22 protein-coding genes and 1 other RNA gene are annotated in these 24,780 nt (G+C 41.4%); 15 read left to right on the plus strand and 8 right to left on the minus strand.

Going from position 1 to position 24,780, the window contains the following annotated elements; all coding sequences use genetic code 11:
- The 3 genes from metH (at nucleotide 1) to NDQ71_RS16350 (ending at nucleotide 3,655) form a co-directional block, all read left to right on the plus strand.
- Nucleotides 1-2,631, plus strand: coding sequence for a methionine synthase (metH, locus tag NDQ71_RS16340; protein WP_301561862.1), 2,631 nt, complete (start codon nucleotides 1-3; stop codon nucleotides 2,629-2,631).
- A gap of 387 nt (nucleotides 2,632-3,018) precedes the next feature.
- Nucleotides 3,019-3,288, plus strand: coding sequence for a hypothetical protein (locus NDQ71_RS16345; protein ID WP_301561863.1), 270 nt, complete (start codon nucleotides 3,019-3,021; stop codon nucleotides 3,286-3,288).
- A 1-nt stretch (nucleotide 3,289) separates the two neighbouring features.
- Entirely contained in the window at nucleotides 3,290-3,655 is a 366-nt protein-coding gene (locus NDQ71_RS16350) for a hypothetical protein (protein WP_301561864.1), read from the plus strand.
- Nucleotides 3,656-3,923: 268 nt separating this feature from the next.
- Here the strand turns inward: NDQ71_RS16350 and NDQ71_RS16355 are convergent, their stop codons facing one another.
- Nucleotides 3,924-4,892, minus strand: coding sequence for an IS30 family transposase (locus NDQ71_RS16355; RefSeq protein ID WP_086959932.1), 969 nt, complete (start codon nucleotides 4,890-4,892; stop codon nucleotides 3,924-3,926).
- A gap of 123 nt (nucleotides 4,893-5,015) precedes the next feature.
- Nucleotides 5,016-6,137 carry an ISAs1 family transposase gene (locus tag NDQ71_RS16360; RefSeq protein ID WP_138563584.1) on the minus strand — a complete coding sequence of 374 codons (1,122 nt, stop codon included), beginning with the start codon at nucleotides 6,135-6,137 and terminating at the stop codon, nucleotides 5,016-5,018.
- Between the two features lie 153 nt (nucleotides 6,138-6,290).
- On the opposite strand from NDQ71_RS16360, the gene hrpB reads away from it, so the two are divergent.
- The 5 genes from hrpB (at nucleotide 6,291) to NDQ71_RS16385 (ending at nucleotide 10,474) form a co-directional block, all read left to right on the plus strand.
- Complete coding sequence (gene hrpB, locus NDQ71_RS16365; protein ID WP_301562679.1) at nucleotides 6,291-8,714, plus strand: ATP-dependent helicase HrpB; 2,424 nt, start codon at nucleotides 6,291-6,293, stop codon at nucleotides 8,712-8,714.
- Between the two features lie 100 nt (nucleotides 8,715-8,814).
- Entirely contained in the window at nucleotides 8,815-9,159 is a 345-nt protein-coding gene (locus tag NDQ71_RS16370; RefSeq protein WP_192542511.1) for a 5-carboxymethyl-2-hydroxymuconate Delta-isomerase, read from the plus strand.
- 13 nt (nucleotides 9,160-9,172) lie between these two features.
- Entirely contained in the window at nucleotides 9,173-9,664 is a 492-nt protein-coding gene (locus tag NDQ71_RS16375) for a GNAT family N-acetyltransferase (RefSeq protein WP_192542512.1), read from the plus strand.
- A 27-nt stretch (nucleotides 9,665-9,691) separates the two neighbouring features.
- Nucleotides 9,692-10,105 (plus strand): DUF4019 domain-containing protein, encoded by a 414-nt coding sequence (locus tag NDQ71_RS16380; protein WP_192542513.1) that lies wholly within the window; start codon nucleotides 9,692-9,694, stop codon nucleotides 10,103-10,105.
- 177 nt (nucleotides 10,106-10,282) lie between these two features.
- Entirely contained in the window at nucleotides 10,283-10,474 is a 192-nt protein-coding gene (locus tag NDQ71_RS16385; RefSeq protein WP_064665684.1) for a DUF3185 family protein, read from the plus strand.
- Between the two features lie 23 nt (nucleotides 10,475-10,497).
- On the opposite strand, the gene NDQ71_RS16390 is transcribed toward NDQ71_RS16385, so the two are convergent.
- Nucleotides 10,498-11,388, minus strand: coding sequence for a LysR substrate-binding domain-containing protein (locus NDQ71_RS16390; RefSeq protein ID WP_064665685.1), 891 nt, complete (start codon nucleotides 11,386-11,388; stop codon nucleotides 10,498-10,500).
- A 149-nt stretch (nucleotides 11,389-11,537) separates the two neighbouring features.
- Here NDQ71_RS16390 and NDQ71_RS16395 point away from each other — a divergent pair, with 149 nt between their 5' ends.
- Nucleotides 11,538-12,461, plus strand: a complete 924-nt coding sequence (locus NDQ71_RS16395; RefSeq protein ID WP_064665686.1) for a DMT family transporter — start codon at nucleotides 11,538-11,540, stop codon at nucleotides 12,459-12,461.
- A gap of 12 nt (nucleotides 12,462-12,473) precedes the next feature.
- Here the strand turns inward: NDQ71_RS16395 and ssrS are convergent.
- A non-coding RNA gene (gene ssrS / locus NDQ71_RS16400) (6S RNA) lies at nucleotides 12,474-12,657 on the minus strand.
- 195 nt (nucleotides 12,658-12,852) lie between these two features.
- Between ssrS and NDQ71_RS16405 the strand changes: the two genes are divergently transcribed.
- From NDQ71_RS16405 to NDQ71_RS16420, 4 genes are read left to right on the plus strand one after another with little or no spacing between them, the layout of a single operon-like run.
- On the plus strand, nucleotides 12,853-13,416 hold the full coding sequence (locus NDQ71_RS16405) for a UPF0149 family protein (RefSeq protein ID WP_064665922.1): 564 nt from the start codon (nucleotides 12,853-12,855) through the stop codon (nucleotides 13,414-13,416).
- Between the two features lie 31 nt (nucleotides 13,417-13,447).
- Nucleotides 13,448-14,773 (plus strand): Xaa-Pro aminopeptidase, encoded by a 1,326-nt coding sequence (gene pepP, locus NDQ71_RS16410; protein ID WP_192542526.1) that lies wholly within the window; start codon nucleotides 13,448-13,450, stop codon nucleotides 14,771-14,773.
- Between the two features lie 8 nt (nucleotides 14,774-14,781).
- On the plus strand, nucleotides 14,782-15,966 hold the full coding sequence (gene ubiH, locus NDQ71_RS16415) for a 2-octaprenyl-6-methoxyphenyl hydroxylase (RefSeq protein ID WP_192542514.1): 1,185 nt from the start codon (nucleotides 14,782-14,784) through the stop codon (nucleotides 15,964-15,966).
- Complete coding sequence (locus NDQ71_RS16420; RefSeq protein WP_192542515.1) at nucleotides 15,963-17,129, plus strand: FAD-dependent monooxygenase; 1,167 nt, start codon at nucleotides 15,963-15,965, stop codon at nucleotides 17,127-17,129. The genes ubiH and NDQ71_RS16420 overlap by 4 nt, the downstream gene beginning before the upstream one ends.
- An 11-nt stretch (nucleotides 17,130-17,140) precedes the next feature.
- On the opposite strand, the gene NDQ71_RS16425 is transcribed toward NDQ71_RS16420, so the two are convergent.
- Entirely contained in the window at nucleotides 17,141-18,010 is an 870-nt protein-coding gene (locus NDQ71_RS16425) for an AraC family transcriptional regulator (protein ID WP_192542516.1), read from the minus strand.
- A gap of 704 nt (nucleotides 18,011-18,714) precedes the next feature.
- Between NDQ71_RS16425 and nagP the strand changes: the two genes are divergently transcribed.
- Nucleotides 18,715-20,016 (plus strand): N-acetylglucosamine MFS transporter NagP, encoded by a 1,302-nt coding sequence (gene nagP, locus NDQ71_RS16430; RefSeq protein ID WP_192542517.1) that lies wholly within the window; start codon nucleotides 18,715-18,717, stop codon nucleotides 20,014-20,016.
- Between the two features lie 104 nt (nucleotides 20,017-20,120).
- Here the strand turns inward: nagP and NDQ71_RS16435 are convergent, their stop codons facing one another.
- The 3 genes from NDQ71_RS16435 to NDQ71_RS16445 all read right to left on the minus strand — a co-directional run bounded on the left by NDQ71_RS16435 (nucleotide 20,121) and on the right by NDQ71_RS16445 (nucleotide 24,019).
- Complete coding sequence (locus tag NDQ71_RS16435) at nucleotides 20,121-20,582, minus strand: hypothetical protein (protein ID WP_192542518.1); 462 nt, start codon at nucleotides 20,580-20,582, stop codon at nucleotides 20,121-20,123.
- A 284-nt stretch (nucleotides 20,583-20,866) separates the two neighbouring features.
- Complete coding sequence (locus NDQ71_RS16440; protein WP_192542519.1) at nucleotides 20,867-23,017, minus strand: TonB-dependent receptor; 2,151 nt, start codon at nucleotides 23,015-23,017, stop codon at nucleotides 20,867-20,869.
- Between the two features lie 156 nt (nucleotides 23,018-23,173).
- Nucleotides 23,174-24,019, minus strand: a complete 846-nt coding sequence (locus NDQ71_RS16445) for a LysR family transcriptional regulator (RefSeq protein WP_192542520.1) — start codon at nucleotides 24,017-24,019, stop codon at nucleotides 23,174-23,176.
- A gap of 126 nt (nucleotides 24,020-24,145) precedes the next feature.
- Here NDQ71_RS16445 and NDQ71_RS16450 point away from each other — a divergent pair, with 126 nt between their 5' ends.
- Complete coding sequence (locus tag NDQ71_RS16450; protein ID WP_192542527.1) at nucleotides 24,146-24,745, plus strand: hypothetical protein; 600 nt, start codon at nucleotides 24,146-24,148, stop codon at nucleotides 24,743-24,745.
- The last annotated feature ends 35 nt before the right edge of the window (nucleotides 24,746-24,780 follow it).

A 24,780-nucleotide genomic window follows, 5' to 3' on the forward strand; every position in this document is an offset into this window, starting at 1 on the left:
ATGACACAACAAATTGCAGTATTTACCAACGTCGGCGAACGTACCAATGTTACCGGCTCAGCCATGTTCAAGCGTTTGATCATGGAAGAAGATTACGAGACCGCCCTTAGCGTTGCTCGCGAACAAGTAGAAAACGGCGCGCAAGTGATTGATATCAACATGGATGAAGCCATGTTGGACTCAAAAGCCGCGATGGTTAAATTTTTAAATTTGATTGCTTCAGAACCTGATATTTCTAAAGTACCAATCATGGTCGATTCCTCTAAGTGGGAAGTTATCGAAGCGGGCTTAAAGTGCATTCAAGGCAAGGCAATTGTAAACTCAATCTCGCTAAAAGAAGGCGAAGAGCCATTTATTCGCCAAGCTAAAATTATTAAACGTTTTGGCGCCGCTGCAGTGGTTATGGCGTTTGATACCGACGGCCAAGCAGATACAGCCGATCGCAAGTTTGAAATTTGTGAGCGCAGTTACCGCATTTTGGTTGATGAAATAGGCTTTGCGCCAGAAGACATTATTTTTGATCCGAACATTTTCGCAGTTGCCACTGGCATAGAAGAGCACGATAACTACGCCGTTGAATTTATTGAAGGTACACGCCGTATTAAGCAAAACTTGCCACACTGTAAAGTGTCGGGCGGGGTGTCGAATGTATCGTTCTCGTTCCGTGGTAATAACCCTGTGCGAGAGGCCATTCACTCAGTATTTTTATATCATGCCATTCAAGCGGGCATGGATATGGGTATTGTTAATGCCGGGCAACTCGCTGTGTATGACGATATACCAGCAGAGCTTAGAAAAGCGGTTGAAGACGTTATTTTAAATACCGACCCAGGTGCAGGTGAACGCTTAGTTGAGTTGGCACCAAAATACTCTGGCATGGCACAAGCTGAGCGAGTTGAGGATTTAGAATGGCGTACTTGGCCAGTTGAAAAACGCTTAGAGCACGCGTTGGTTAAAGGCATTACCACCTTTATCGATGAAGACACCGAAGAGTGCCGCGCTGCTGCCGATAAACCTATTCATGTGATTGAAGGGCCGTTAATGGACGGCATGAATGTGGTAGGGGATTTATTTGGCGCGGGTAAAATGTTTTTACCGCAAGTGGTTAAATCAGCGCGAGTGATGAAGCGCGCAGTGGCCTACCTAGACCCTTACATTGAAGCTGAAAAAGAAGAAGGCGCCACCAACGGTAAGGTGGTAATGGCTACGGTTAAAGGCGACGTGCACGACATTGGTAAAAACATCGTGGGTGTTGTACTGCAATGTAATAACTATGAAGTTATCGACTTAGGCGTAATGGTGCCTGCCGATAAAATATTGCAAACCGCCATTGATGAAAAAGCCGATATTATTGGCTTATCAGGCCTTATTACGCCATCGCTTGATGAAATGGTGCATGTTGCCAAAGAAATGAAACGCCGTGGTTTTGAGTTGCCATTATTGATTGGTGGTGCGACAACCTCAAAAGCCCATACTGCTGTAAAAATTGAGCCGCAATATGACAAAGGCGTGGTGTATGTAAATAACGCCAGTCGCGCCGTGGGTGTGGTTTCTAACTTATTGTCGAAAGAGCATAAAACTGAATTTTTAGCAAAAACCAGCGCTGAATATGTGAAAGTACGCGAGCAGCAAGCACGCAAAAAGCCACGTTCAAAACCGGTTACTATTCAACGTGCCCGCGATAACGCCGCCAAGCTTGATTGGGATAATTACACCCCACCGGTGCCGAAAAAGCTGGGCGTGACAGAGTTTAAAAATGTCTCGATCAAGACGCTTCGTAAATACATAGACTGGACGCCATACTTTATGACTTGGTCAATCGCGGGTAAATACCCACGTATCATGACCGATGAAGTGGTTGGCGAGCAGGCGCAAAGCTTATTTAAAGACGCCAACGACATGTTAGACGATCTTGAAAAGTCAGGCAGTTTGCAACCGCTTGGCGTCATTGGTTTATTCCCTGCTAACCGCGTGGGTGACGATATTGAAATATATACAGACGAAACTCGCGCTGAACTATTAACCACGTCGTGTCACTTACGTCAGCAAACGGAAAAAACCGACTTTGCTAATTACTGCTTAGCTGATTACATCGCCCCGAAAGGTACACCTGATTACTTTGGTGCATTTGCGGTAACTGGTGGTCTTGAGGAAGATGACCTAGCCGATGCGTTCGATGCACAGCAAGATGACTATAATAAAATTATGGTTAAGGCCGTAGCTGATCGCTTAGCCGAAGCCTTTGCAGAGTACTTACACGAACAAGTGCGTAAAGAATATTGGGGTTATGCCCCCGATGAAAACCTCGCGAATGAAGATCTTATACGTGAAAACTACCAAGGTATTCGCCCAGCTCCAGGTTACCCAGCGTGTCCTGAGCACACTGAGAAAAAGAAAATCTGGCAGCTGCTTGATACAGAAAAACGTATAGGTATGCAGCTCACCAGCTCATATGCCATGTGGCCAGGCGCTGCGGTATCAGGCTGGTACTTCTCACACCCTGAAGCTAAATACTACGCCGTAGCTGCTATACAAAAGGATCAGGTAGAAGACTACGCTAAGCGTACCAACATGACACTAGCAGAAGCCGAAAGATGGTTATCGCCCAACTTGGGGTATGATCCGGAGTAAAAGATCAGCGGTCAGTTTTTAGCAGTCTGATCTGGCCCCGGTAAAGTAGACTCGGAGTTTCAATTCTGCGTACTATGGATGCTTACTAAGCTTTAGTGTTTTTTATTGTACCTATATTGAAATATATTGATATTCAGTATAATATTTGAACTTAATATCTAAAATTAAGGAAAGTTAGTGGAAAATCTCATGGAAATTAGATTAAGTATTAGTGGCTTTGGTATTGGCTTAGCTAATACCGGGTTTGGTGTCAATGCCGTTTCTGGTTGTTACGTTGAAATTCGTGAAAATTGAGGCGCTTCAACCAGAGTATATGGTGTTACAGATCATTTATCTCTAGGGTCAGATTCAAGTACTATATTAGTAGGGCATGTCTCTACCGAATGGATGAAAATAAAAGAAGGCAAGCCAAGAGAATTATTAAAACATACAAACCTAGTAGGCAAACTTTCAGATATAACAGTTTCAGGAACTACTATTGGCTCTAGTAACGCTGATGTTACTGTTAAGGTCGTGGATGATACGGGAACGCCGGTCACTGTAATTGATAAAATGGGGATTAAGGCTTCTGGTTTTCAGATATCCTCGACTAAAATAAGAGGAAAGCTTAAATCGCTCATAACAAAGCAACAATTAGAAGCAGTCAAAGGGAAATAAAATGAACCCTTTACCTTCTATAAAAAATGAAAGGGTCAGCTTGTGGAAACGGGTTCTGAATTCTGGGCTGTTATTTTTCCTTATAGTTTTGTTATTAGGGGTTTCAGTTATAGCATTCGACCGCGAGAGGTTTAGAGCTATTAGCGATGCAACATACGGTAATAGTGCTATTTTAATGCAATCTAACTTAATAGATATATTCGTTTCCCCTTGGTTTGCATATTTGTGCTTAGCTTTAATTCCAGTGGCTTTAATGAAAGAGCGATTATTGAAGAGTTATAACCCTAGGATTTACATAAATGCATTGGCTTCTCTTCTATTCGGAGCAATAACTTTTATATTTATAATTAATCTTTATAGATTGTAAAAAAGCATAAAATTTATGAGCTAATAATATTATGAATTTACTAATATAGTCATAAGCGAGCCTAATTTGGCTCGCTTTTTTGTGGTCAGGTTAGTAAAACAATTTTTAGTTTTTTATTCTCAGCTTATTTGATGTATTGATTTATCATGTTAAGTAAGATTTTGTTATCGTTAAATAATATAGAATGAGTTGTTATTGTTGCACAAGGAGGTTTTTTTATGAAAAAGTGGATAATTCCAATCTTGAATTCAAGTATTAAGTGCAATCATTATGCAGCCACCAGAACTTCTGATTGCCCCGTAAATAATTCATGAGGGGTTTTATACCCTCTTGTTTTTCTTGGCCGATGGTTGAGCTTATCAACTGCCGCCTGTATCTCTGCTTCACTTAGCGCCATAAAGTCAGTTCCCTTGGGGAAGAAGCGTCTAAGTAAGCCGTTGGTATTCTCATTTATGCCCCGCTCCCATGATGAATAGGGATGAGCGAAATACACATCAGCTTCTAATTTTTGTGCAACATGCTCATGGTGAGCAAACTCTTTTCCATTATCTAACGTCACGGTAATAACCTTACCTTTATATGGTGTCATACACGTGATCAGCGCATCGGCTGTTATTTTCGCATGCTTGCTTTCAATTCTGTGAACGACTGTATATAACGTTTTACGTTCAACCATTGTGACAAGCGCATTTTTACGCCCTTTACCTATCACTGTATCGCCCTCCCAATCACCAATCCTAGACTTTGAATCCACAATACTTGGGCGTTCATCAATGCTGACTCGATTAACTATCTGTCCACGTTTATCATAGCTTCCATAGCGTTTTTTATACTTTTTACATGCACGAGTGAGTGTCTTATGTAGCTTGCCACCACGAGCCTTGTCTCTGTAAATATATTGATAAATTGTTTCATGATGTAAAACGACCTGTTTCTCTAAAGCTAAGCGGCCTGCCACTTGCTCAGGGGAAAGTCCGTCATGCAACAATTTATTAATCCAGTGAGTGACGTCCTCTGTTAACTTACTTGCTTTGAAAGATGACTTACGTCTTTGTTCAGCAAAGTTATTGGCTTGGTTAGGCCGATAGCCTTTAAGTCCTTTATTGCGTTTTAGCTCTCTAGAAATAGATGACGGTGAACGAGTTAGTTCTTCAGCTATCTGCTTTTGGTTATTTCCTGCTTTTATTAACGCGTAAATCTGGTATCTTTCTTCTTGTGTCAGCTGTTTATATTTCATTAAAGCAATTTCCTTTGGCGAGAAAATGGCCGAATTATAACAGCTGGCCATCTAATCTGAGAAATTGCACTTATTATCCGAATTTAGGAATGATATTATTGGGCAGGGCAAGAGCATGAAAAATCACTTGCTATTCAATACCTTTTCTAGATAGCACTCGTTTCGAGCTGCTTTTAGCTGTTTAGCCCGCACACCCTTCTTAAAGGATGTCTCTTTCTTTAATAAATTCAATGCAATATGTCTTACACCAGCTAGCACTTCTGCCGCGCCGTCGCGGCGTATACGGCAACCATCTTCATTCATTGCCACATCCAAACACCAATGAAGACTGTTTTCAATATGCCAATGCGCTCGTGTAGCTTCAGCTAGCCTTTGCGCACTCATGTTTGCAGAGCTGATGTAATACCTATATGTTAATTCACCTTGCTGTTGGTTATCCGCTTTACGGTAAGACACTATCACGCCTACACTTTGTAAATTGGGCCAACTAGCACTTGCAGGAATTTGAGCCATATCATGGCAGACAACAGCCGCCCTGAATTCTTCTCGACCTCGCTGATAATCTACTTCAGTTAATAAGCTATCAGTCGCTATCTGGCGTGATATTTCTGGTTGTAAGAGCTGTTTTACTTGTTCAAATAAGTTGCCCTGATTGGCTTTGAGAGCCAGCAAATAATCCGCTTCCTTTTCTATAATTTGCTTCGCAATCTCCTTTTGACAACCCATCGCATCAATCGTCACTAAGCAACCTTTTAGCTCTAGTAACTGAAGCAACTCTGGGATTGCGGTGATTTCATTGGACTTCGAGTCGGTCTTACATTGACCTAACGTCACACCATTTTCACAGGCAAACGCACTGACAATGTGGATAGCATCTTTTCTATCTGGTTGTTTAAATGAACCTTTTAGTCTTTTTCCATCAATGGCAACCACACTGCCGTCTGTGAGTTCACTACAGCTTTGCATCCATTGAGAGAAACAGGCTTGAAACTGGGTCATATCAATGCGGCTTATGACCCGTGCAATCGTGTCATGCCGAGGCACACCGTTCGATAGTGCGATAAATTTCCGTAACCAAGATAGTTTGTCATGGGCAAAATCTTCTATTTCTTCCCAGCCTTGGCAACCTGCGATTACGGCACTGATAGTTAGAAACAGAATATCGAATAACGGATGTTGCACTTTGCCTTGCTGGCGTGGGTCATCAATGGAAGAAAAATGTTCGAATAATGTATTGGCTGACATAATTGGGCTGCTTAATCTGAAAAGCAGTATAAGATCATAAATTTATGTCAAGGTAAAGTTCATGATCTTGCCCTGGCTTTTAATTCCAACTGAAACTCGTATCTTGAGATGGTTTGGGTATAATCAGCAAAATGGTTATTAATGGTAAAACGTGTGTTACCCGTTGAAGATATTTATACAGAACTTGTTACCCAACTAAAAACTCAGCCTATAGCTTTATTACAAGCGCCACCAGGGGCGGGTAAATCAACGTGGTTGCCGCTGCAATTAATGCGTGATGGACATTTTCAGCGAATTGTTATGCTTGAACCGCGTCGTCTTGCAGCACGTAACATCGCCAACTATTTAGCCAGTTGTCAAAATGAGCCTGTCGGGCAAAGTGTTGGTTTACGGATCAAGCAAGAAACCAAAGTTAGTGTTAATACCCGCCTTGAGATTGTCACCGAAGGCATGCTTACCCGTATGCTACAAAACGATCCTGAATTGACTGGTATCGACTTAGTTATTTTTGATGAGTTTCACGAACGTTCACTCGCCGCTGATACAGCGTTAGCCTTTGCGCTGGAATCACAAGCTGCACTGCGTGATGATTTAACTATTTTACTGATGTCGGCAACCCTTGATGGGCAGCGTTATCAGCAGTTTTTTGACTGTCCCATTATTGAATCAAATGGACGTAGTTTCCCTATTGATGAAGTGTACATTCCAGTAAAAGACGAAAGCCGCTGGCTCGAGCAAATACCTACAATAATCACTCAAGCCATCGAAGAACAAGCGGGTAGTGCGTTGGTATTTTTACCAGGCCAACGAGAAATCAATCGAATCCAACAAGCACTTAAAGAGTTACCTGCTGATTGTCAGGTTTTTACACTTTTTGGTGAGCAAGATAAGGCAACTCAGCAAGCAGCCATTGCACCCGCTAAAAACGGAATGCGCAAGATTGTATTGACGACCAATGTTGCTGAAACCAGCTTAACCATTGAAGGTATTCGAATTGTTGTGGACAGTGGCAAGCGTCGTGCCGCCAGTTTTAACTTAAAAACCGGTGTTACTGAGCTGACAACACAAAGTATTTCTCGTTCTTCAGCCGTGCAAAGAGCTGGTCGAGCCGGGCGAATAGAGCCCGGTGTAGTATATCGGCTTGGCTCAAAGCAAACCTTTGAGCGACGTAACAGTCATGATGCGCCGGAAATGGTGAGCACCGATATAAGCCAATTATTATTAGAGGCAAAATGTTGGGGCGCTGAGTTAAGTGACTTGAGCTTGTTAGATCCACCTACGCAACAACAAGTTCAGCAAGCAACTAAACTACTCCAAATGTTAGAAGCACTCGACGGCAAAGAAAAGCTCACTGCTCTTGGTACACAGATGCTAGGTTTTGGTACTGACATTCGCTTAGCGCACATGCTTATTAAAGCGCAGCAATTAGAGTCGAATATGCCCGGCATTTATGGTTTAGCTGCATATTTAGTAGCGTTATTAGAAAGCCGTGTTAGTCATGCTGCCGATTTAAACTTAGCATTACACAGTCAACATGCGCGGCCACATCCGCTATTTAAGCAACAACTAAATTATTGGTTAAAGCGCTTAAAACTCAGCCCAATTAATGAGTTAAAGACGGGGTATTTAGCGTTATTGGTCGCGTTTGCATTCCCTGATAGGCTCGCTAAAAAACGAGGTAACGGCTATTTACTTGCCAATGGTGCTGGCGCCGAGCTTAGTGAAGAGTTTTGGCATAACGATGATTATCTTGCCATCGCCAGTATGGGCGGACATAAAGGCGGACGCGTGTTTGCTGGTGTTGCTTTTACACCAGCTGAAATTGAAAGCGAACTTGGGCATTTATTTTATCAGCAAACCCGCTGCGAATTTGACGAAAAAACCGGGCGTTTTATTCACCAAGATGAAGTGAAGCTTGGGGCTATTACCCTCAGTAGTCAACCAAGTAAACATGCTCTTGATAAAAGTGAGCGAGCTAAAGCATGGCTTAACATGTTTAAAAAGCATGGCTTTAGCATTTTCAATGAACAGGCTGACAGTGAGCAGTTACTTATACGTATGTGCTTAGCCAGTAAATTATTACCAGAACAGTTTCCAGCCATGACTGAGCAGTCACTCATTGACAATGCCGATAGCTGGCTTGGTGCATACCTAGAAGATATAAAAACGCTAGAACAACTTAAAAAGTTTAATTACTGTGAGGCACTACAAAATGTCTTTGACTGGCAGCAACAATCAGCTTTAAAAGCGTTATTACCACTTAGATTAACAGTGCCGAGTGGCTCAAATATTAAAATAAACTACCAGCTTGACGGTCCGGCAAAACTCAGTGTACGGATGCAAGAAGTATACGGCATGACCAGTACGCCATTACTCGCACAAGGCAAGCTTGCCCTATTAATGGAGTTGCTTTCACCTGCAAGGCGGCCATTGCAGCTCACGCAAGATCTTGCAGGGTTTTGGCAGACTAGTTATCGTGATGTGCAAAAAGAAATGAAGGGTCGATATCCCAAACATTTTTGGCCAGACAGCCCTGCAACCAGTGTCGCGACCAGTAAAGTAAAAAGTAAAATGTGACGGCGCTTGCAAAGGTAAAGTGATTATAAAAGAGTGTTTTATAGTTTAATAAGAGCTAGGCTAAAAGGCTTAGTCATACGCATAAACAAGGAGTTATTTAATGCCACATTTTATTGTCGATTGTTCGCAGAGTATCTTGGCTTACCATGATGAAGATACTATTAATGAACAAATTCATCATACTGCAAACGCATCTGGATTGTTTGCTGAGCACGAAATTAAAGTTAGGGTAAACCCTTATAAAAACTATTTAGTGGGTAACAAACGAGATGAGTTTATCCACGTATTTACTCATATAATGCAAGGACGAACGACTGAGCAAAAAGCTGAATTATCAAAGGCGATAGTAACTCAGCTTACTCAGATGTTCCCACATATTGATAATATTGCGATGAATGTGAGTGACTTTGAAAAAGCCACTTATTGTAATAAAAACCAACTCTAGTAGGGTGAATAACATGTTACGGTTGAGGAGGTTTAAAACTGACGACGCGTTATTGCTCATCAATTACCTTAATAACCCAGAGGTAATGCAGTTTTTATCGCCAAAAATTCCAAATCCTTACACTATTGATGATGCACGCTGGTGGATTGAAACTGGTTCAAAAGCAGGGCATACCTTTGCAATTGAACAGAACGGGCATTTTATTGGTTGTATTGGCGCTGTTGCGGGTGAGTTTGAATACAGTAAATCAGCGGAAGTGGGTTATTGGTTGGCGAAAGAGTATTGGGGACAGAGAATTACCTCTCAAGCATTAGTATTACTTATTGAGAAAATACAACAAAGCAACGATATAGTAAGGTTGCATGCAGTTGTTTTTGAAGGTAATACACGCTCAGCTAAAGTACTTGAAAAGGTTGGCTTTGCTCAAGAAGGATGTTTACATAAAGCAATTTATAAGCAGGGAGATTTTCATAATGCGCTGGTTTATGGCAAAGTTATAGCGTAATCGTCGGCAAAAATAGTAGGACTTAAAATGAAGAATATAATTGCTGTTTTATGTTTATTTATAAGCACATTCACTGGAGCGCAAACATTAAAGGTTGTTGATGTTGCAACAGAAATCGCCCCAGCGACTAGCTGGTTAGAAGTGATTGATAGTGGTAAATATGCCAATAGTTGGCAACAGGCTGGGGCGTTTTTTCAGGAAAATGTGCCTCAGACACTTTGGGTATCTAAGTTGCAGCAAGTTCGTACTCCGCTTGGTGCTGTTCAATCTCGCCAAGGTGTTAGCCGTCAAGTGTTAAGCTCGATTCCACAATTACCTGACGGTGAGTATGTGATTTTAGAGTTTCAAACTGATTTTGCAAATAAAGCGGGCTCTATTGAAACGGTTACCTTAAAAAAATCAGCTCAGCAGTGGCAAGTAATAGGCTACTTCATTCAATAAGGCCATAAAATGAGCGCGGCTGTTTCTAAGTCGTAATACGTTAAAAATCATTATAAATTGTATCTGGGTAACCACTATTGCTAATTGACGCATAGCAACCTCTGGACTCCATTTGCTTTAATCAATACCTTAGCGTATTTTTAGTTATTAGCTCTGTTAGCTTTAATAGGAATTAAAATGAATAAAATAATTGGTATTGCGCTGATCTGTATTGGTGTTGCATTAGCTTTTTGGGGTTATGACGTCTATGACTCAGCAAGTTCGCAAATTACCCGCACTTTAAATGGCGAAACTCCGCTTGAAGCGTGGGCGGCCATGGTTGGTGGGGCTGTGTGTATTGTATTTGGTGCATTTAAAGTAAAAGGGTAACTTTTTTGTTGGGCTACTCGCTTTTATTCATCATTAAACTGCAGTTTTAGCCATTGTTTGAGCTGCAGTATATTCGCATTTTCAGCCTTTCCTTTTGCGCTCACGAAGTGAAATTGTTGGTATGGATTCAAAATAGGCTCACCTATTTGCACTAGCATGCCATGTTTAATATCATCTTTTACAAACTGTTTATGGGTAACCACTATACCTAATTGGCGCATAGCCGCTTGTGTTGCTTGCACCGATATACTAAAAGTTAAGTTTTTATGCTGTTGTGGCATGGCTAACTTTTGGGCGTCGCACCAGACTTGCCAATCGGTATAGCGACGTGGGTTTTCGACAAAAATTGCAGGGTATTTACTCAGCATTGTTTGTAGATTTTGCGTTGGATCGAGTAGTTGTGGGCTACACACTAAAATTAGCTCGTCATCACCTAACTTTTCACACGCGTAGTTAGTCCAATCTTTGGCATTGCCATGAATTAATGCAACATCAACTCCTTGCTGCTCTAAATTAAACTCACCAACCAAATTTGATAAACGTACATCGAGCTCTGGCGCGTAAGCTTGTAACTCAGCGACGCGGGGGATCCACCAATGCAGCGCCATAGAATTAACCATATTTAAGGTTAAATAGTTATCTGTTTGCGTTTGCGATGCTTCGTCACTGGCGGCAATAATCTCATTAAGCGCGGGCTGTACTCGTTGATAATAGCGTTTGCCCGTGCTGTTTAACTCAACTCGGCGACCCACTCGGTTAAACAGAGTTGTATTGAGCTGCGATTCAAGCGACTTAATCGCTTGGCTTACCGCTGAGTGACTTATATGTAGCTGCTCTGCAGCAAGTACCATGCTGCCTGTTTGCGCTACTGCCACAAAACTATGCAGTGATTTTAATGGGATTGAATGAGCCATATCGTCTCTTTATTAAGTTTTACTTACAGGTTTGTGCACTATTACTCGCTTTTTAATTCTACGCTTTCACGCTACTTTAGCGGCCAAACTTATCTTAAGCTTATTATTCTCAATATAAAACGTATTTAGTTATTGAGGAAGGGGTTGTTATGGCGACTATATTACGGCCCAGTATATTTATGCTGTTGTCCACATTTACTTTAGCGTTGAATGGCTTGTTATCAAAATTTTTAACGATTCATTTTAGTGACGCTATTTTAGTTATGCTGCGTTTACTCATTCCCGCCTTGGTGATGCTGTTGTTGGCGATGGCTAGCCATTGGGTTATGCCAAACCAAGCTGCTTGGCGTGCATTTACCCTACGGGCAATTTTTATTGCCAGCTGTCAAAGCTGTTTTATGTTGGCGCTGAGCTACTTAAGCTTAATCGAAGCGGTGGTGTTATTTAGTACCGGGCCATTATTTATCCCGCTGCTGGAGCGGTTTTTCTATAAAACCAAGATTAGTAGGCTAGTAATGCCGACTTTAATAGTGATGATAATTGGTGTGGTAATGCAAAACTTAACTACACAAGGGATCATTTGGCGATGGGAGCTTTTAATTGGCTTAGCGGCAGGGGTTTTTAATGGCTGCTCGCAAGTTGCCTTATTCAGAGCCAGTAAAATTAATTTACCAGTGCTGGTGATCAACGGCTGGTGTTTTGCGATTGCCGCATTATTGGTATTGCCGATAATGCTGATGTTTACAGAGCAATATGAATACCAGCAGAGTGTGCAATTACTCACAAATATTGAACAAGGGATCCCGTTGTTATTACTATTTTTGGGGTTGTCGACGGCGTCCACGCAATTTTTTCGCTCTAAAGCATATCGATTAGTAGATTCAAACTCAGAGCTTGCACCGCTTATCTATACTAATTTAATTTTTGCGATGATGTTTCAATTAATATTTTTTGATACATCAATGAGTTTAATGCAAATATTAGGAACTGGATTGATAGTGCTTGCGACATTATTAAACACATTTGCGCCGTATTATTTTAAACGGATTCAAGTACAAAAAGGAATAATCTGAAAGGAGTTGAAGGTGTTCCCCAAGTATGCGGCACTCGGTGTCAGTCCTGAAACCATAAGGTCTCAGGGCGGGGATCTGCGGTTTGCCGTAGGCTTCTCGGTACATGCCGAGCTTGCACAATAGCAGACGAACAGAAACCCTAACATAAAATTTATCGGCTCAGGGACTTAACCAAGCTCCAACACCCTAGGGAACGACTTAAGTATATAAGACATAATCCAATCCTTACACCCCAAATTGAAAAAACTTATACTGCTTGCTTGCTTTTTCAACGCTGGTAACGGCACATTTACTTTTTGGATTGCTTTTTGACCTCAATCATACTTTTCATTGGAGTTGCCATTTATCGAGTGGTAGCATTAACTTAATTAGCCAAGTGAAAGATGCCAGCATGAACGAATTACCAGATTACCAACAAGCTCAATTATTACTTGAGAAGAACGAAATTTTTGTTACTCCAGCAGAGGCCCACGGTGTGATCAGTGGGTTACTCGCCTGTGGTTTGAACATTGAAGCCAAAGAATACTTAGGCTTATTAAGCGATGTGTTTAACGATGGCCAGTCATTTAGTCATGACTTAAAAGAATTTTTTGCTGTGATTTATAAGCAAGTAGTTGCCAGCTTTAACGACGAAGAGTTTCAATTTGATTTATTTTTACCAAGTGATGATGAAACCTTAGTTGATCAAGCCAATGGTTTAGTATCGTGGGTAGCCGGATTTATGCTGGGTTTTGGTTTAAAGCAAAAAGATTACGGCACACTGTCGGCTGACGTCAAAGAAGTGATCAGCGATTTTAGCGAAATAACTCGCCTCGATACCATGTTTGATGAAACCGAAGAAGATAGCCAAGCACTGCATGAAGTCATTGAGTATGTGCGTGTATCGGCATTACTTTGTTTTGCAGAGCTTGGCAAAGAGCAAGCACCAGCAAGCACTAAAAAAACACTTCACTAAGTTAAAATTAACAGTATAAACAGGGTTTATGATGCCAACAGTGAGTATTGAAAAAGCTGAATTTAAAGCACGCCGCGAACGTTTATTAGCGATGATGGAGCCAAATAGCGTGGCTATCATCCCTGCTGCGAATGAAGTAACTCGCAGCCGTGATACCGAATATGCATTTCGTCAAGATAGCGATTTCTATTACCTAACTGGCTTCAATGAACCTGACGCTATTTTAGTGCTCTGCCCAAGCAGTGAGACACCCAGTACACTGTTTTGTTTAAATAAAGACAAATTAGCTGAAATTTGGCATGGTCGTCGTATTGGTTTTGAAAAAGCAAAAACAGAGTATTTATTCGACCAAACCTGTGCGCTGACTGAACTAGATGAGCAATTATTGAATTTGGTGAACGGCCAGCAGATTTTATTTTATGCGCAGGGGACTTATCCGCAGTTTGATGACAAAGTGTGGGGGCTGTTAAATACTCTACGCGGCGCGCCTAAAAAAGGCTACAAAGCACCGCATACAATTAAAGATATTCGTGGCTTAGTTCATGAAATGCGCTTGTTTAAATCACCTGCAGAAGTGGCAATTATGCGCAGAGCATGTGAGATCAGTGCGCAAGGTCATATTCGTGCTATGCAGTTTGCAACACCCAGCGCCACAGAATACCAATTAGAAGCGGAACTACACCACCATTATGCTATGCATGGAGCTCGTCATCCGGCATATGGCACTATTGTAGGCGGTGGTGATAACGCGAATATTTTACACTACACCGCAAACAGCGACACACTTAATGACGGTGATCTAGTATTGATTGACTCAGGTGCTGAGCTGCAAGGCTATGCGGCAGATATTACGCGCACCTTTCCTATCAATGGCAGATTTAGTGAACCTCAAGCACAGTTGTATAATATTGTACTTGCGGCACAAGAAGCGGCATTTACAGAAGTTAAACCCGGCGGCAGCTTATCTAAGGCTAACCAATTAGCGATGACGGTCCTAACTCAAGGCTTACTGGATTTGGGTATTTTGCAAGGTGAATTACAAGAGTTACTTGATAATCAAGCCTGTAAAGCATTTTATATGCATGGCTTGGGTCACTGGCTTGGCCTTGATGTGCACGATGTTGGTGACTACAAGCAAGATGAAAAAGAGCGCCCATTCGTACCGGGTATGGTGCTTACAATTGAGCCTGGCTTGTATATTGCGCTAGATGCCAAAGCGCCTGAGCAATATAAAGGCATTGGTATTCGTATTGAAGATAACCTCTTAGTGACCGAGCAAGGTCATGAAAATTTAACCGCTAGCGTGCCAAAAAGCATTAGTGAAATAGAGGCCGTGATAAACATGGGCAAATGCTAGGAGCAACCGTGGCAAAGCAGTTTGATGTAGTCATTATTGGTGGCGGCTTAGCCGGCGCTAGCTGTGCCTTGAGTTTAGCCAAATCAGCACCTGAGCTGAATATTGCTGTTATTGAAGCGCACCAACCTAGTGGCGACCACCACCCCAGCTTTGATGATCGCAGCATTGCACTGGCGCAGCAATCAGTGCAATTTTTACGACAGCTTAATTTATTTGACCCCACAGCAAATTTTTCCGCAGCGATAAAAAAAGTGACGGTTTCAGATCGTGGCCACTTTGGTAAAACCCATATTGATTGCCAAGAATTTAACCAGCCGGCATTAGGCTACGTGGTTGAGGTTAATCCATTTGGCCGCTCTTTACACCAGTTGTTAACGCACTCCAAGGTTGAGCTTTTTTGCCCCGACAGTGTGGCAAGTTTAAGTTACCAGCAAGACTACGCCGCGATAACTCTGAACTCTGGGCAGAAAATTCAAGCTGCTTTAGTGGTTATTGCTGACGGCGCGCAGTCACCGACACGACAATTAGCCAACCTTAATTTTGCCACTGAGCCTTATTCACAAGGGGCAATAATTGCCAATATTGAAGTTGTAAGTGGTCATCATAATCATGCTTTTGAACGCTTTACGGAGCAGGGCCCAATGGCACTTTTGCCGATGAGTAATAACCGTTATTCATTGGTTTGGTGCATGGAGCCACAGCAAGTGAGTGAGCATATGTCACTCACTGACGACGCGTTTTTAACAGCACTACACACTGCATTTGGTTATCGAGCTGGGCAATTCACTAAAGTCGGTATGCGAGCAAGCTACCCACTGGTATATGGCCGCGCGGAGTCGTTAACTGCGCATCGCACTGTTCTCATCGGTAATGCAGGACATGCAATTCATCCTATTGCTGGGCAAGGGTTTAACTTAGGCCTGCGCGATGTACAAGTATTGTGTGATCTTGTTAAAAGCAAACAGCCGTTGGGGAGTTATGCGTTTACCCGCGATTACGCCAAACAACGCAGCCAAGATATCAATACTGTGATGACTTTAACCGATGGCTTAGTACGATTGTTTTCAAATAGCTCGCGATTACTCGCTTTGGGCCGCAGTTGTGGCTTATTCTCGATGGATTTATGTTCTTCATTAAAAACCCCACTGGCAAAGCAATTAATGGGGCAAGTTAAACAAGGTAAACGACTATGAAACAGGCGCAAGTATGTGTTGTAGGTGGCGGCTGCGTTGGCTTAACGCTTGCACTAGGGCTGGCAAAAGCAAATATTAGCGTAGTGGTTATTGATGCAGCAGCAAAGCAAGTGTTACCTGGTGCAGATTACGCACTGCGCGTAAGTGCATTAAGCTTAGCCAGCCAAGCATTATTTGAATCACTCAATGTGTGGCCAGAGATCATCGCCCAGCGAGCGCGCGCCTACACCCATATGGATGTTCGTGATCAAGACAGTTTTGGGAAAATTGCCTTCAATAGCGCTGAGTTAGATTTACCACAATTAGGCCATATTGTTGAAAATGATATTATTCGGTATGCGTTGATCAAAGAGCTCGAAAAGCACAGCCAAGCAACATTGATGCTTGATACTCGCTATCAGCAAATTCACCAAAGCGATAACGATGTATTTATTACGCTTGATTCTGGCGAGCCCGTTATAGCGAAATTGCTGGTGGCGGCCGATGGTGCTAATTCAGCAATTCGTAAACAGTTTAATTTGCCGATCACTTTTAAAGATTATGACCACAATGCCATTGTTGCCACGGTAAAAACCGCTGAAGTGCATAACAATACCGCACGACAAATATTCTTGCCTAGCGGGCCATTGGCATTTTTACCATTGCCAGATGAACATAGCCACTCAATCGTTTGGTCAACAACACCAGAGCATTGCCAGCAATTACTGGCAATGGATAATACGCAGTTTAATAAAGCGGTGATGGCAGCCCTTGATGGTCAATGTGGTTTATGTGATGTGCAAAGTGAGCGTGTCGCGTTTCCACTTAAAATGCGTTATGCGCAGAAGTGGCTCAGTGGCAAAGTGATATTAATGGGCGATGCAGCACATACTATTCACCCATTAGCTGGGCTTGGCATGAACTTAGGTTTAAAAGATGCAGCCTATCTAACCCAGTTATTAAGCTCGCAACAGGGCGAGTTTGCCAATGAGCGATTACTTCGCGATTACGAGCGTACTCGCAAACTTGATGCCCAAAAACACATTGCCATGATGCAAGGCTTGAAAGAGTTATTTGCCGGTACTAACCCCATTAAAAAGCTTGTTCGCGGTGTGGGCTTAACTATGGTTGATAACTTAGGCCCAATTAAACAGTTGTTTGCTAAACAAGCGATAGGCAAATAATAAAGCGAGTTTTATACCAGAGATTTTTGTCGTAAGCGCTTTCTAAACTGAGATGGAGTAGAACCCTTTAGTGCAAGAAAGCGCCGATTAAAGTTAGAAATATTCTTAAATCCACACTGATCACTAATGGCAGTAATAGCACGATTCGTGTTGATCAATTCTTTGCAGGCCTTGCCGATCCTCAATTGGTTAATAAACTCAGTTAATGTGCGCTCCATACGCTTTTTAAAAAAGCGATGAAAATGGTTGGTGCTCATATGCGCCATTGTAGCTAGCTGCTCTGCGCTGAGTGATTCTGTATAGTGTTGATAAATATATTCAACCACCTTGTCAAACTTATCTCGCGCTGGATCATTCTGCTCTAAATAATTAAACGTTGAACTTGATAGTGTGCGTGCTTCCCTGTCTTTACTCAATAGGTGCAGCAGCTTAAATAACCCCAAATACTGAGCAAATGGATCCGCTTGCTCAATTTCTTCAAAAATAGCTTTGGCTTTGATTGCAGTGGCTAAGGAAAATTTTGATCCTCTATGTGCAGAAATAAGCATAGGCTCTAGGACTGCAAATTCAGGGTTGCTGGCAACTTGTTGCTGAAGCCATTTTTTTGGAATTTGTGCTACATGTACAACCTGCAAGCTGTCATCGTCATTAACGGATGACTGCCAAGTATGGGGGAGGTCTGGACCTAATATGACTAAATCTAATTCTGCATAAGGTGCGATATAATCACCAATATGACAAACACCGCTGCTGTTAAGCGTTAAGTAAATTTCAAACTCGGGATGGTAATGCCAATTAAATGGAATAAAATCAAGAGTGTACTTAAAGTATCGCCATGATGAATTGGAGTTTGGAATAACTTTTTCACACATAGCACGCATTATTTTTCCCTCGCTATAATTATTATTTATTATGATAAAAACAACTTTTAGTTGGGCAGTCAATATTTATATATAGGTTTTTAGTATTAGCTTAGCGACTTACCTAATTACGGAATGATAGTTGAAAAGTATCACAATCTCATAGCTTAGTGCAGCATAATAATTATTCAAGGTGCAGACTAGAAACTCAATTTAGAGTGGTGATCACACCCTTTGAGTCATTTTGTTTGTATGCCCACGAACTAATTGAGATCACCGCTCTGCTTATAATTTTAGGTAGAACAACAATGAAGTCACATTACTTTATCGTAGCACTAGTGCTGTGCACTTTTTGTTATTTCGTTTATAACTAACTTAACTGCATATGCTGAAACGTGACGCCGGTAAAACACTGCTGACGTCCGTAAAATCATGCACACAAAACCATATATTGGTATGTAAGGGCACTTGTGGTCAGTGGTTTATTTATGTAAAGGGCGGTCATTACTTCTTTAAGCAATAACCATTTTCAACTTTTCTCAATAGAATAGTGCAACAGTGGTGACTATTTTTTGTTTTTTAAAAATGATAGCGCTGTCATTTTTGTTGGTGTATGATTAATTAAATGTAATAAAAATGGTTTTAGTGTTGCTCAGCCTCGGTTTTAAAGCTTTAACGGTGTAATACTAAAATAAAAAATTAAAATAAATTGTTGGGATATTTTTATGGAAGCAACCGTCGAGTGTGAAGCAAATAGCAAACATAGTATTTGGCTACCAATGACATTGGCAGGCTCAATGTTCTTTATTCTAGGCTGCATAACCTGGTTAAATGGTGCAATTACGCCATTTTTACAACAAATGCTGGTGCTATCGCCACTGCAAGCTTCGTTCATTATTTCCTCATTTTATATTGCCGTAACAGTCGCTGGCATCCCATCTGCAATGCTTATTAAGCGTGTAGGTTACAAAAATGGTATGGCAATTGGCTGTGCGGTTATGGCTGCGTCTGCTTTGATGTATATTCCTGCCGCTAAAATGCAGATGATTGAAATATTTTTATTTGCACAGTTAATGATTGGTGTTGGGCAGACTATTTTACAAACAGCAGTAAACCCCTATGTAGTAAAAATTGGCCCTGAGAAATCAGCGGCAGTTCGCGTATGTATCGTAGGTTTATTAAATAAATTTGCTGGGGTTATCGTGCCAATTATGTTTGCTGCCGTAGTTGTTACAGGTGTGGTTGATGGCAGCGGTCAACTTTCACAACAGCAAAAAGACATTATGGCAGATAGCTTAGTAATGCCTTACGTACTGATTGCTGGTTTGATTTTCTTATTTGCAGCCTTTGCTAAATTAGTACCATTGCCAGATTTAGTGTTTGAAGAGTCTGAAGGTAATGGTAAGGGTGAAGTAAAAGAAGCATTACAACACCCACACTTAGTGCTTGGTGTAGTGGCTATTGCATTATATGTGGCAGTTGAAGTGATTTCAGCGGATACCATCGGTTCTTATGCATTGCAGATTGGTATTGCAGATTATTCGGTGATGACCTCGTATACGATGGCCTGTATGTTAGTTGGTTATGCCATAGGTATTGCACTGATCCCCCGTTTTATGTCGCAGCAAAGTGCACTTACAATGTCAGGCATCGCAGGTATAGTTACGGTGTTCGCAGTGGTTATGGGCAGTAATGATTCGTTTATTATTACTAACTTCTTATTAGTACCGTTTGGTGGCCCAGAGCTTCCTGATCCATTGTTATGCATTGCATTACTTGGTTTTGCCAATGCCATGATGTGGCCTGCAATTTGGCCCTTAGCGCTAGCAGGGTTAGGTCGACTAACTGGCACGGCTTCTGGCTTATTGATCATGGGTATTGCTGGTGGCGCGTTAGGTCCATTGCTGATTGGCTTAGGTAATGTAGCAGGCCTAGGCGCACAAGGTGCTTATGTGGTAATGCTGCCAAGTTATATCTTCATTTTATTCTATGCGCTTAAAGGCCATAAAATGAGAAGTTGGAAGTAGATTAAAGTTGGCGAGTTAGCGAGAGTAAAGTTAGCTAGTTAAGAGAGTTTGTAAGTGACCAAGAGCGCGGTTTATACCGCGCTTTTTCTTTTCAAATTAGTGATTTATTTGATTTCATACTGAGCTAACAACATATCGACTTCATCTAATTTAAGCTTCAAGTCGCCATATACTTCGGGGTAGTCATTGTAAAAACTGAGGTTTTCTCTAAAGTGCTGATTAACAAGTACAGCTTTATCAAAAATCTCTTTGTTACTTACTATTCCTTGCTGCAGCTTATCCGCTAAAAGACCCATATAACAACTAGATATACAGTTTGCATCCATAGAGTCATGCTTGCATTTTAAAACATAATTTTGAAAGTGTGGAAAATAAATATTAAAAAGTGGTGGAGTGATTTCCCTTAGCTCACTGGTGCTCTCAATAACATTTATACCAAATTCCACGAATATTTGTTGTTCTGTACGATTAAAAAAGTTTTGTTTGGCATATTTTACGTCAGGGGATGCGTCGGGTATGGCAAAGCATTCATCCCATAAAGCCTCAAGGTCTAATTCAGTTTCCATCAAGTCTACTCCTAGAAAATGAGCTGCAATATGCAGCTCATGAAAATATAGTTATTTTATTCTACAGACGATGCCTGTTATTACTCTTGCGATTCCTCTACCAGAACCTTTACATTATGACTTTTCTTTTTCTCTTTAGATTTGATATTTATCAAAAAAGCCGTGCTTGACTGAACAAACACGGCTTTTATAATTTTAGCCTTTAGCCTTTAGCCTTTAGCCTTTAGCCTTTAGCCTTTAGCCTTTAGCCTTTAGCCTTTAGCCTTTAGCCTCTAGCCTCTAGCCTAGAAAGCGTAGCTATAACCTAGTTGTAACGTGCGAGGTTTACCTGGTTGAATACCACCATTTGCGCGGTTGGCAATGTAGGTTTTATCAAATAGGTTATCAACTGTTAGGTATACTTTTTGATTGTCATCAATTAAGTATTTAGCGGCTAAGTCCCACACTACGCGACTGTCGATTGCATTTAACCCTGTAGGGCTTAAGTTTGCATGTGAGTCAGACACATAACGCATTTGCGTATCAAATACTAAGCTTGAAAACTCAGCACCAAATGATAATGCAACTTGGTTTTCAGGCACGTAAGGCATTGCATCGCCTTTATTTACTTGACCCCATAGGCCTGATTCAAAATCGTTTTCAAATGTTGAGTCGGTATACGTGTAGGTTAAACGAACAGGGAATGCTGCACTATCAGTTGCAAATGTGCGGCCTGCACTTAATTCAAAGCCTTCAACAGACACTTCACCGTAGTTGTACTGATCGCCAATGTTATCATCGCTACAACCAATAGCAGCTGTACAGTTGCCGTGCATGTTGTCGTAATCAGAATTAAAGTAAATCACTTCACCATTGAAACCTGCGTAATCATAACGACCACCCAGCTCAATGTTTAAGCTTTCTTCTTCTTGTTGATCTGCATTACCAGGAGCGGCAGGTGCATAGCCTTGTTGAATACCGGCAAGTAGTGTCAAGTTGTCGTTAACTGTGTAAGTTGCACCCAATGATGGCACTAAAATTTCGGTGTCATTACTGATGTCTTTTGTTAAACCATTTTCACGCTTAGGATCAGACTTTGACCATTCTTCGCGAGAAATCGTAATGTCTTCATAACGAAGGCCGGCACTAATCACTAACGCATCAAGTGTCCATTGATCTTGTACAAATAAGGTTGTTGCTTTTGCGCTATCAAAGCGGTTGCTGTCTGAGCCTGGAGCACCTTGACTGGTTAGCGTCATTGATAAGTCTTGATTTAGTGTGTATTCGTCTTGCCATTGGAAGCGGTCCATTTCATCTTCATGGTAACGCACACCAACAGTAATGTAGTGGTCGCCTGCTGGGATATGTAACTCTGACTGGATCCCTTTTGCTTGGTAATTACGGTTATTGGCTTTTACACCAATACCTTCAATACCTTCACTGGTTGGGTTTGCTTCAAAGTCGCTGTATTTTTCTAAGTCGCTAACGCCAACTTTACTGGCTTTATACCAGTTACGGTGAAAGTCATTTAAATAAGCAGTTGCTAAAAACTCATAACCATCACCAAAGCGATAGGCATAGTTAAGTTGATACGCATTGTGCTGAGTGTTCATTTCATCTTCTTGAGATGCAGCATAACGACGATACGGTGACGCTTTATAATCAGCATCTGTTAAACCCATATAGGTTTCATCAGAGCGCTCATCTGAGTACTTTATTTTCATTTCAAGGTTATGCGCTTCGTTTTCGCCAAAATCAAAACCAAACTTTAGTAACACGTCATTTTTTTCAAAGCCGGTGTTATCGCTGCCTACCGGTAACTCTTTAAAGCCATCTGCGCCGTAACTAAATACTTCAATTAAACCAGCTGCATTGTTTTTCTTTTTGCCAAAATAAGCATGGCCTTTGTAAAATCCGTCACTTCCCAGCTCAGCATTAACTAAACCGGTTGAGCCTTCAGTTGGTAAACTACGTGAAACTAAGTTTAATACGCCACCTGTGGTACGTGGGCCATATTTAACAGAAGCTGCTCCTTTTAATACTTCGATTGCTTGCATACGGCCAGTTGTAGGGAAGTAGTAAGCAGCAGGAGCAGAATAAGGAGCCGGAGCAACTAGCACGCCATCCTCCATCACTGAAATTTTATCGTTACGGCCAGTACCAGTTCCGCGCATACCAATATTTGGGCGTAGGCCATAGCCGTCTTCTTCTTGAACATACACCCCAGGCACAGAACTTAAGACGCGTGAAATATCGGTGTATTCAAATTTTTGTAACTCTGCTTCACTAATAAAAGTAGCAGAGCCTGGAATATCATTGATTGCTGCTTGTGAGCCAATAACGGTAATTTGTTCAAATGCTTGCTCTTTGTCAGTTGCATCTTTAGCAATAGCACTGGTGCTAAGTGATAAAGTAATGGCTGCAGCTAGAGTAGAAACAATAAACTGAGATTTCATCGAAAGTCCTGTATTTTTTATTGAAATAAAATAAATTACCCAATTTAAACACGGTAAAAAATACGAATCAATGTCATTTCAATTTTACGAACTCATTTTTATATAAAATAAGCTGTTGGTATGGGTTTAATGCCATGAGCTAGGTAAAATAGACTGTTAAGCTAAACGTAAACTAATAAATTCAGCCAGTTTAGCTACGGCATGCTCTGGTCGCTCCGCGCGATTTATTAAACTAATACCAATGCGACCAAGCTCTGGTAAGTGCTTAGTATGTAACTGGTAGTTTAATTCATGTGGCACGGTGCTTTTGGCGAGTACCGTAATCCCCAAGCCTTCTTTTAAAGCGGCGGTAAGGCCTGTTAAATCAGCGTTACTATAACTTATGCGGTATTTAATACCCGCTAGCTGTAGCGCCTCGATAGCACGACGACGATATATACAGCCCTCTGGCGCAGTGACTAAGGTGACAACTTCATTCTGTGCTAACGATAAATCGCCCACCCAAACGAGTTGGTCTTGCATAAACACGGGGAATTTTTCAGAGTTTAAATCTTCATTTAATGCCAATACTAAATCGAATTGATCTTCACGGGAGACAGATAGCAAATGTTTACTAAGCCGTGACTTCACTTCTAACGATACATCAGGGTAGAGCGCTACAAAATCACCAATAATTGAGGGCAGGATCCGCGCGGCAAATTCGCTGGGGATCCCTAAGCGGACTTTACCGGTCACATTCTCTTTGGTAAACAGTTGTAAAATACTATCGTTTTGCAGCAGCATTTGTTTTGCCATTGGTAATAACAGCTCGCCATATTGATTAAGCACTTGGCGTTGGCCCTGCTTTTTAAAGAGCTTGTGGCCAAGCACGTCTTCTAGGCGCTTTATTTGTAAGCTTACCGCTGGTTGCGATAAACCTAATAGTTCACCTGCTTTGGCAAAACCACCGACTTCTACTACGGTTATTAGGGTGCGTAAGCCATCTGTCGAAATATTCTTCATATAAAAAAATTCAATTTATAGAGTTAAACACATAAGTATTATTTATCAATTGATAAAAAATTACAATTTGTTGTTATACCCCTTGCACAATATACTTTTGCCACTAAAGATTGATAGGTGTCAATGATGACTTTTACTCCAATAATGTTTGCTCGTCACAGTCAAATAGACGCGCCGCAAAGCAATACTTTGCAGGCCGATAATAATAGCGTAGCAATCGATTTTAGTGGCACTGAAGCAATCCCATTTTTAACCACTATTTTAGGGTTAGATTTAAATAAATTAACTGCCAGTGGTTTAGGTTTAAAAGGCACCTTAGACGGTGACTTAAATAGCACATATAGCTATGCACTTTATTACTTTAGCGCAACGGCGTTTAGATTTGTGTTACATAGCGATGGCGCAGCACAGTTACAAGCGCTGATCAGCGAGCAACAACTGCGTTATGACATTGAGTTTGTAATGCGCACAGATTTAGCGACGCTAACTTTATCCGGTGAGCAGGCCTTTGATGCCTTAGTTGACGCATTTAAACTCACTCCAGGGTTGCGTTTATCTGATGCAACGAGTTGTTATGGGGCACAAAGTGGTGAAGTATTCATTACAGCTATAGATAAACAATCTACGCAGTATTTTCAGCTGGTGGCTAAACTCCCTGAGCTGGAAAAATGGCAAACTTATCTAAAGCAACGTGGCTTTGCTATGTCACTTGCTGAGGTTGCTTAACAGATTTTATAAGCTGGCTGGTGTAATGAACACTT

Source organism: Pseudoalteromonas sp. KG3 (genome assembly GCF_030436385.1).
Classification (GTDB): domain Bacteria; phylum Pseudomonadota; class Gammaproteobacteria; order Enterobacterales; family Alteromonadaceae; genus Pseudoalteromonas; species Pseudoalteromonas prydzensis.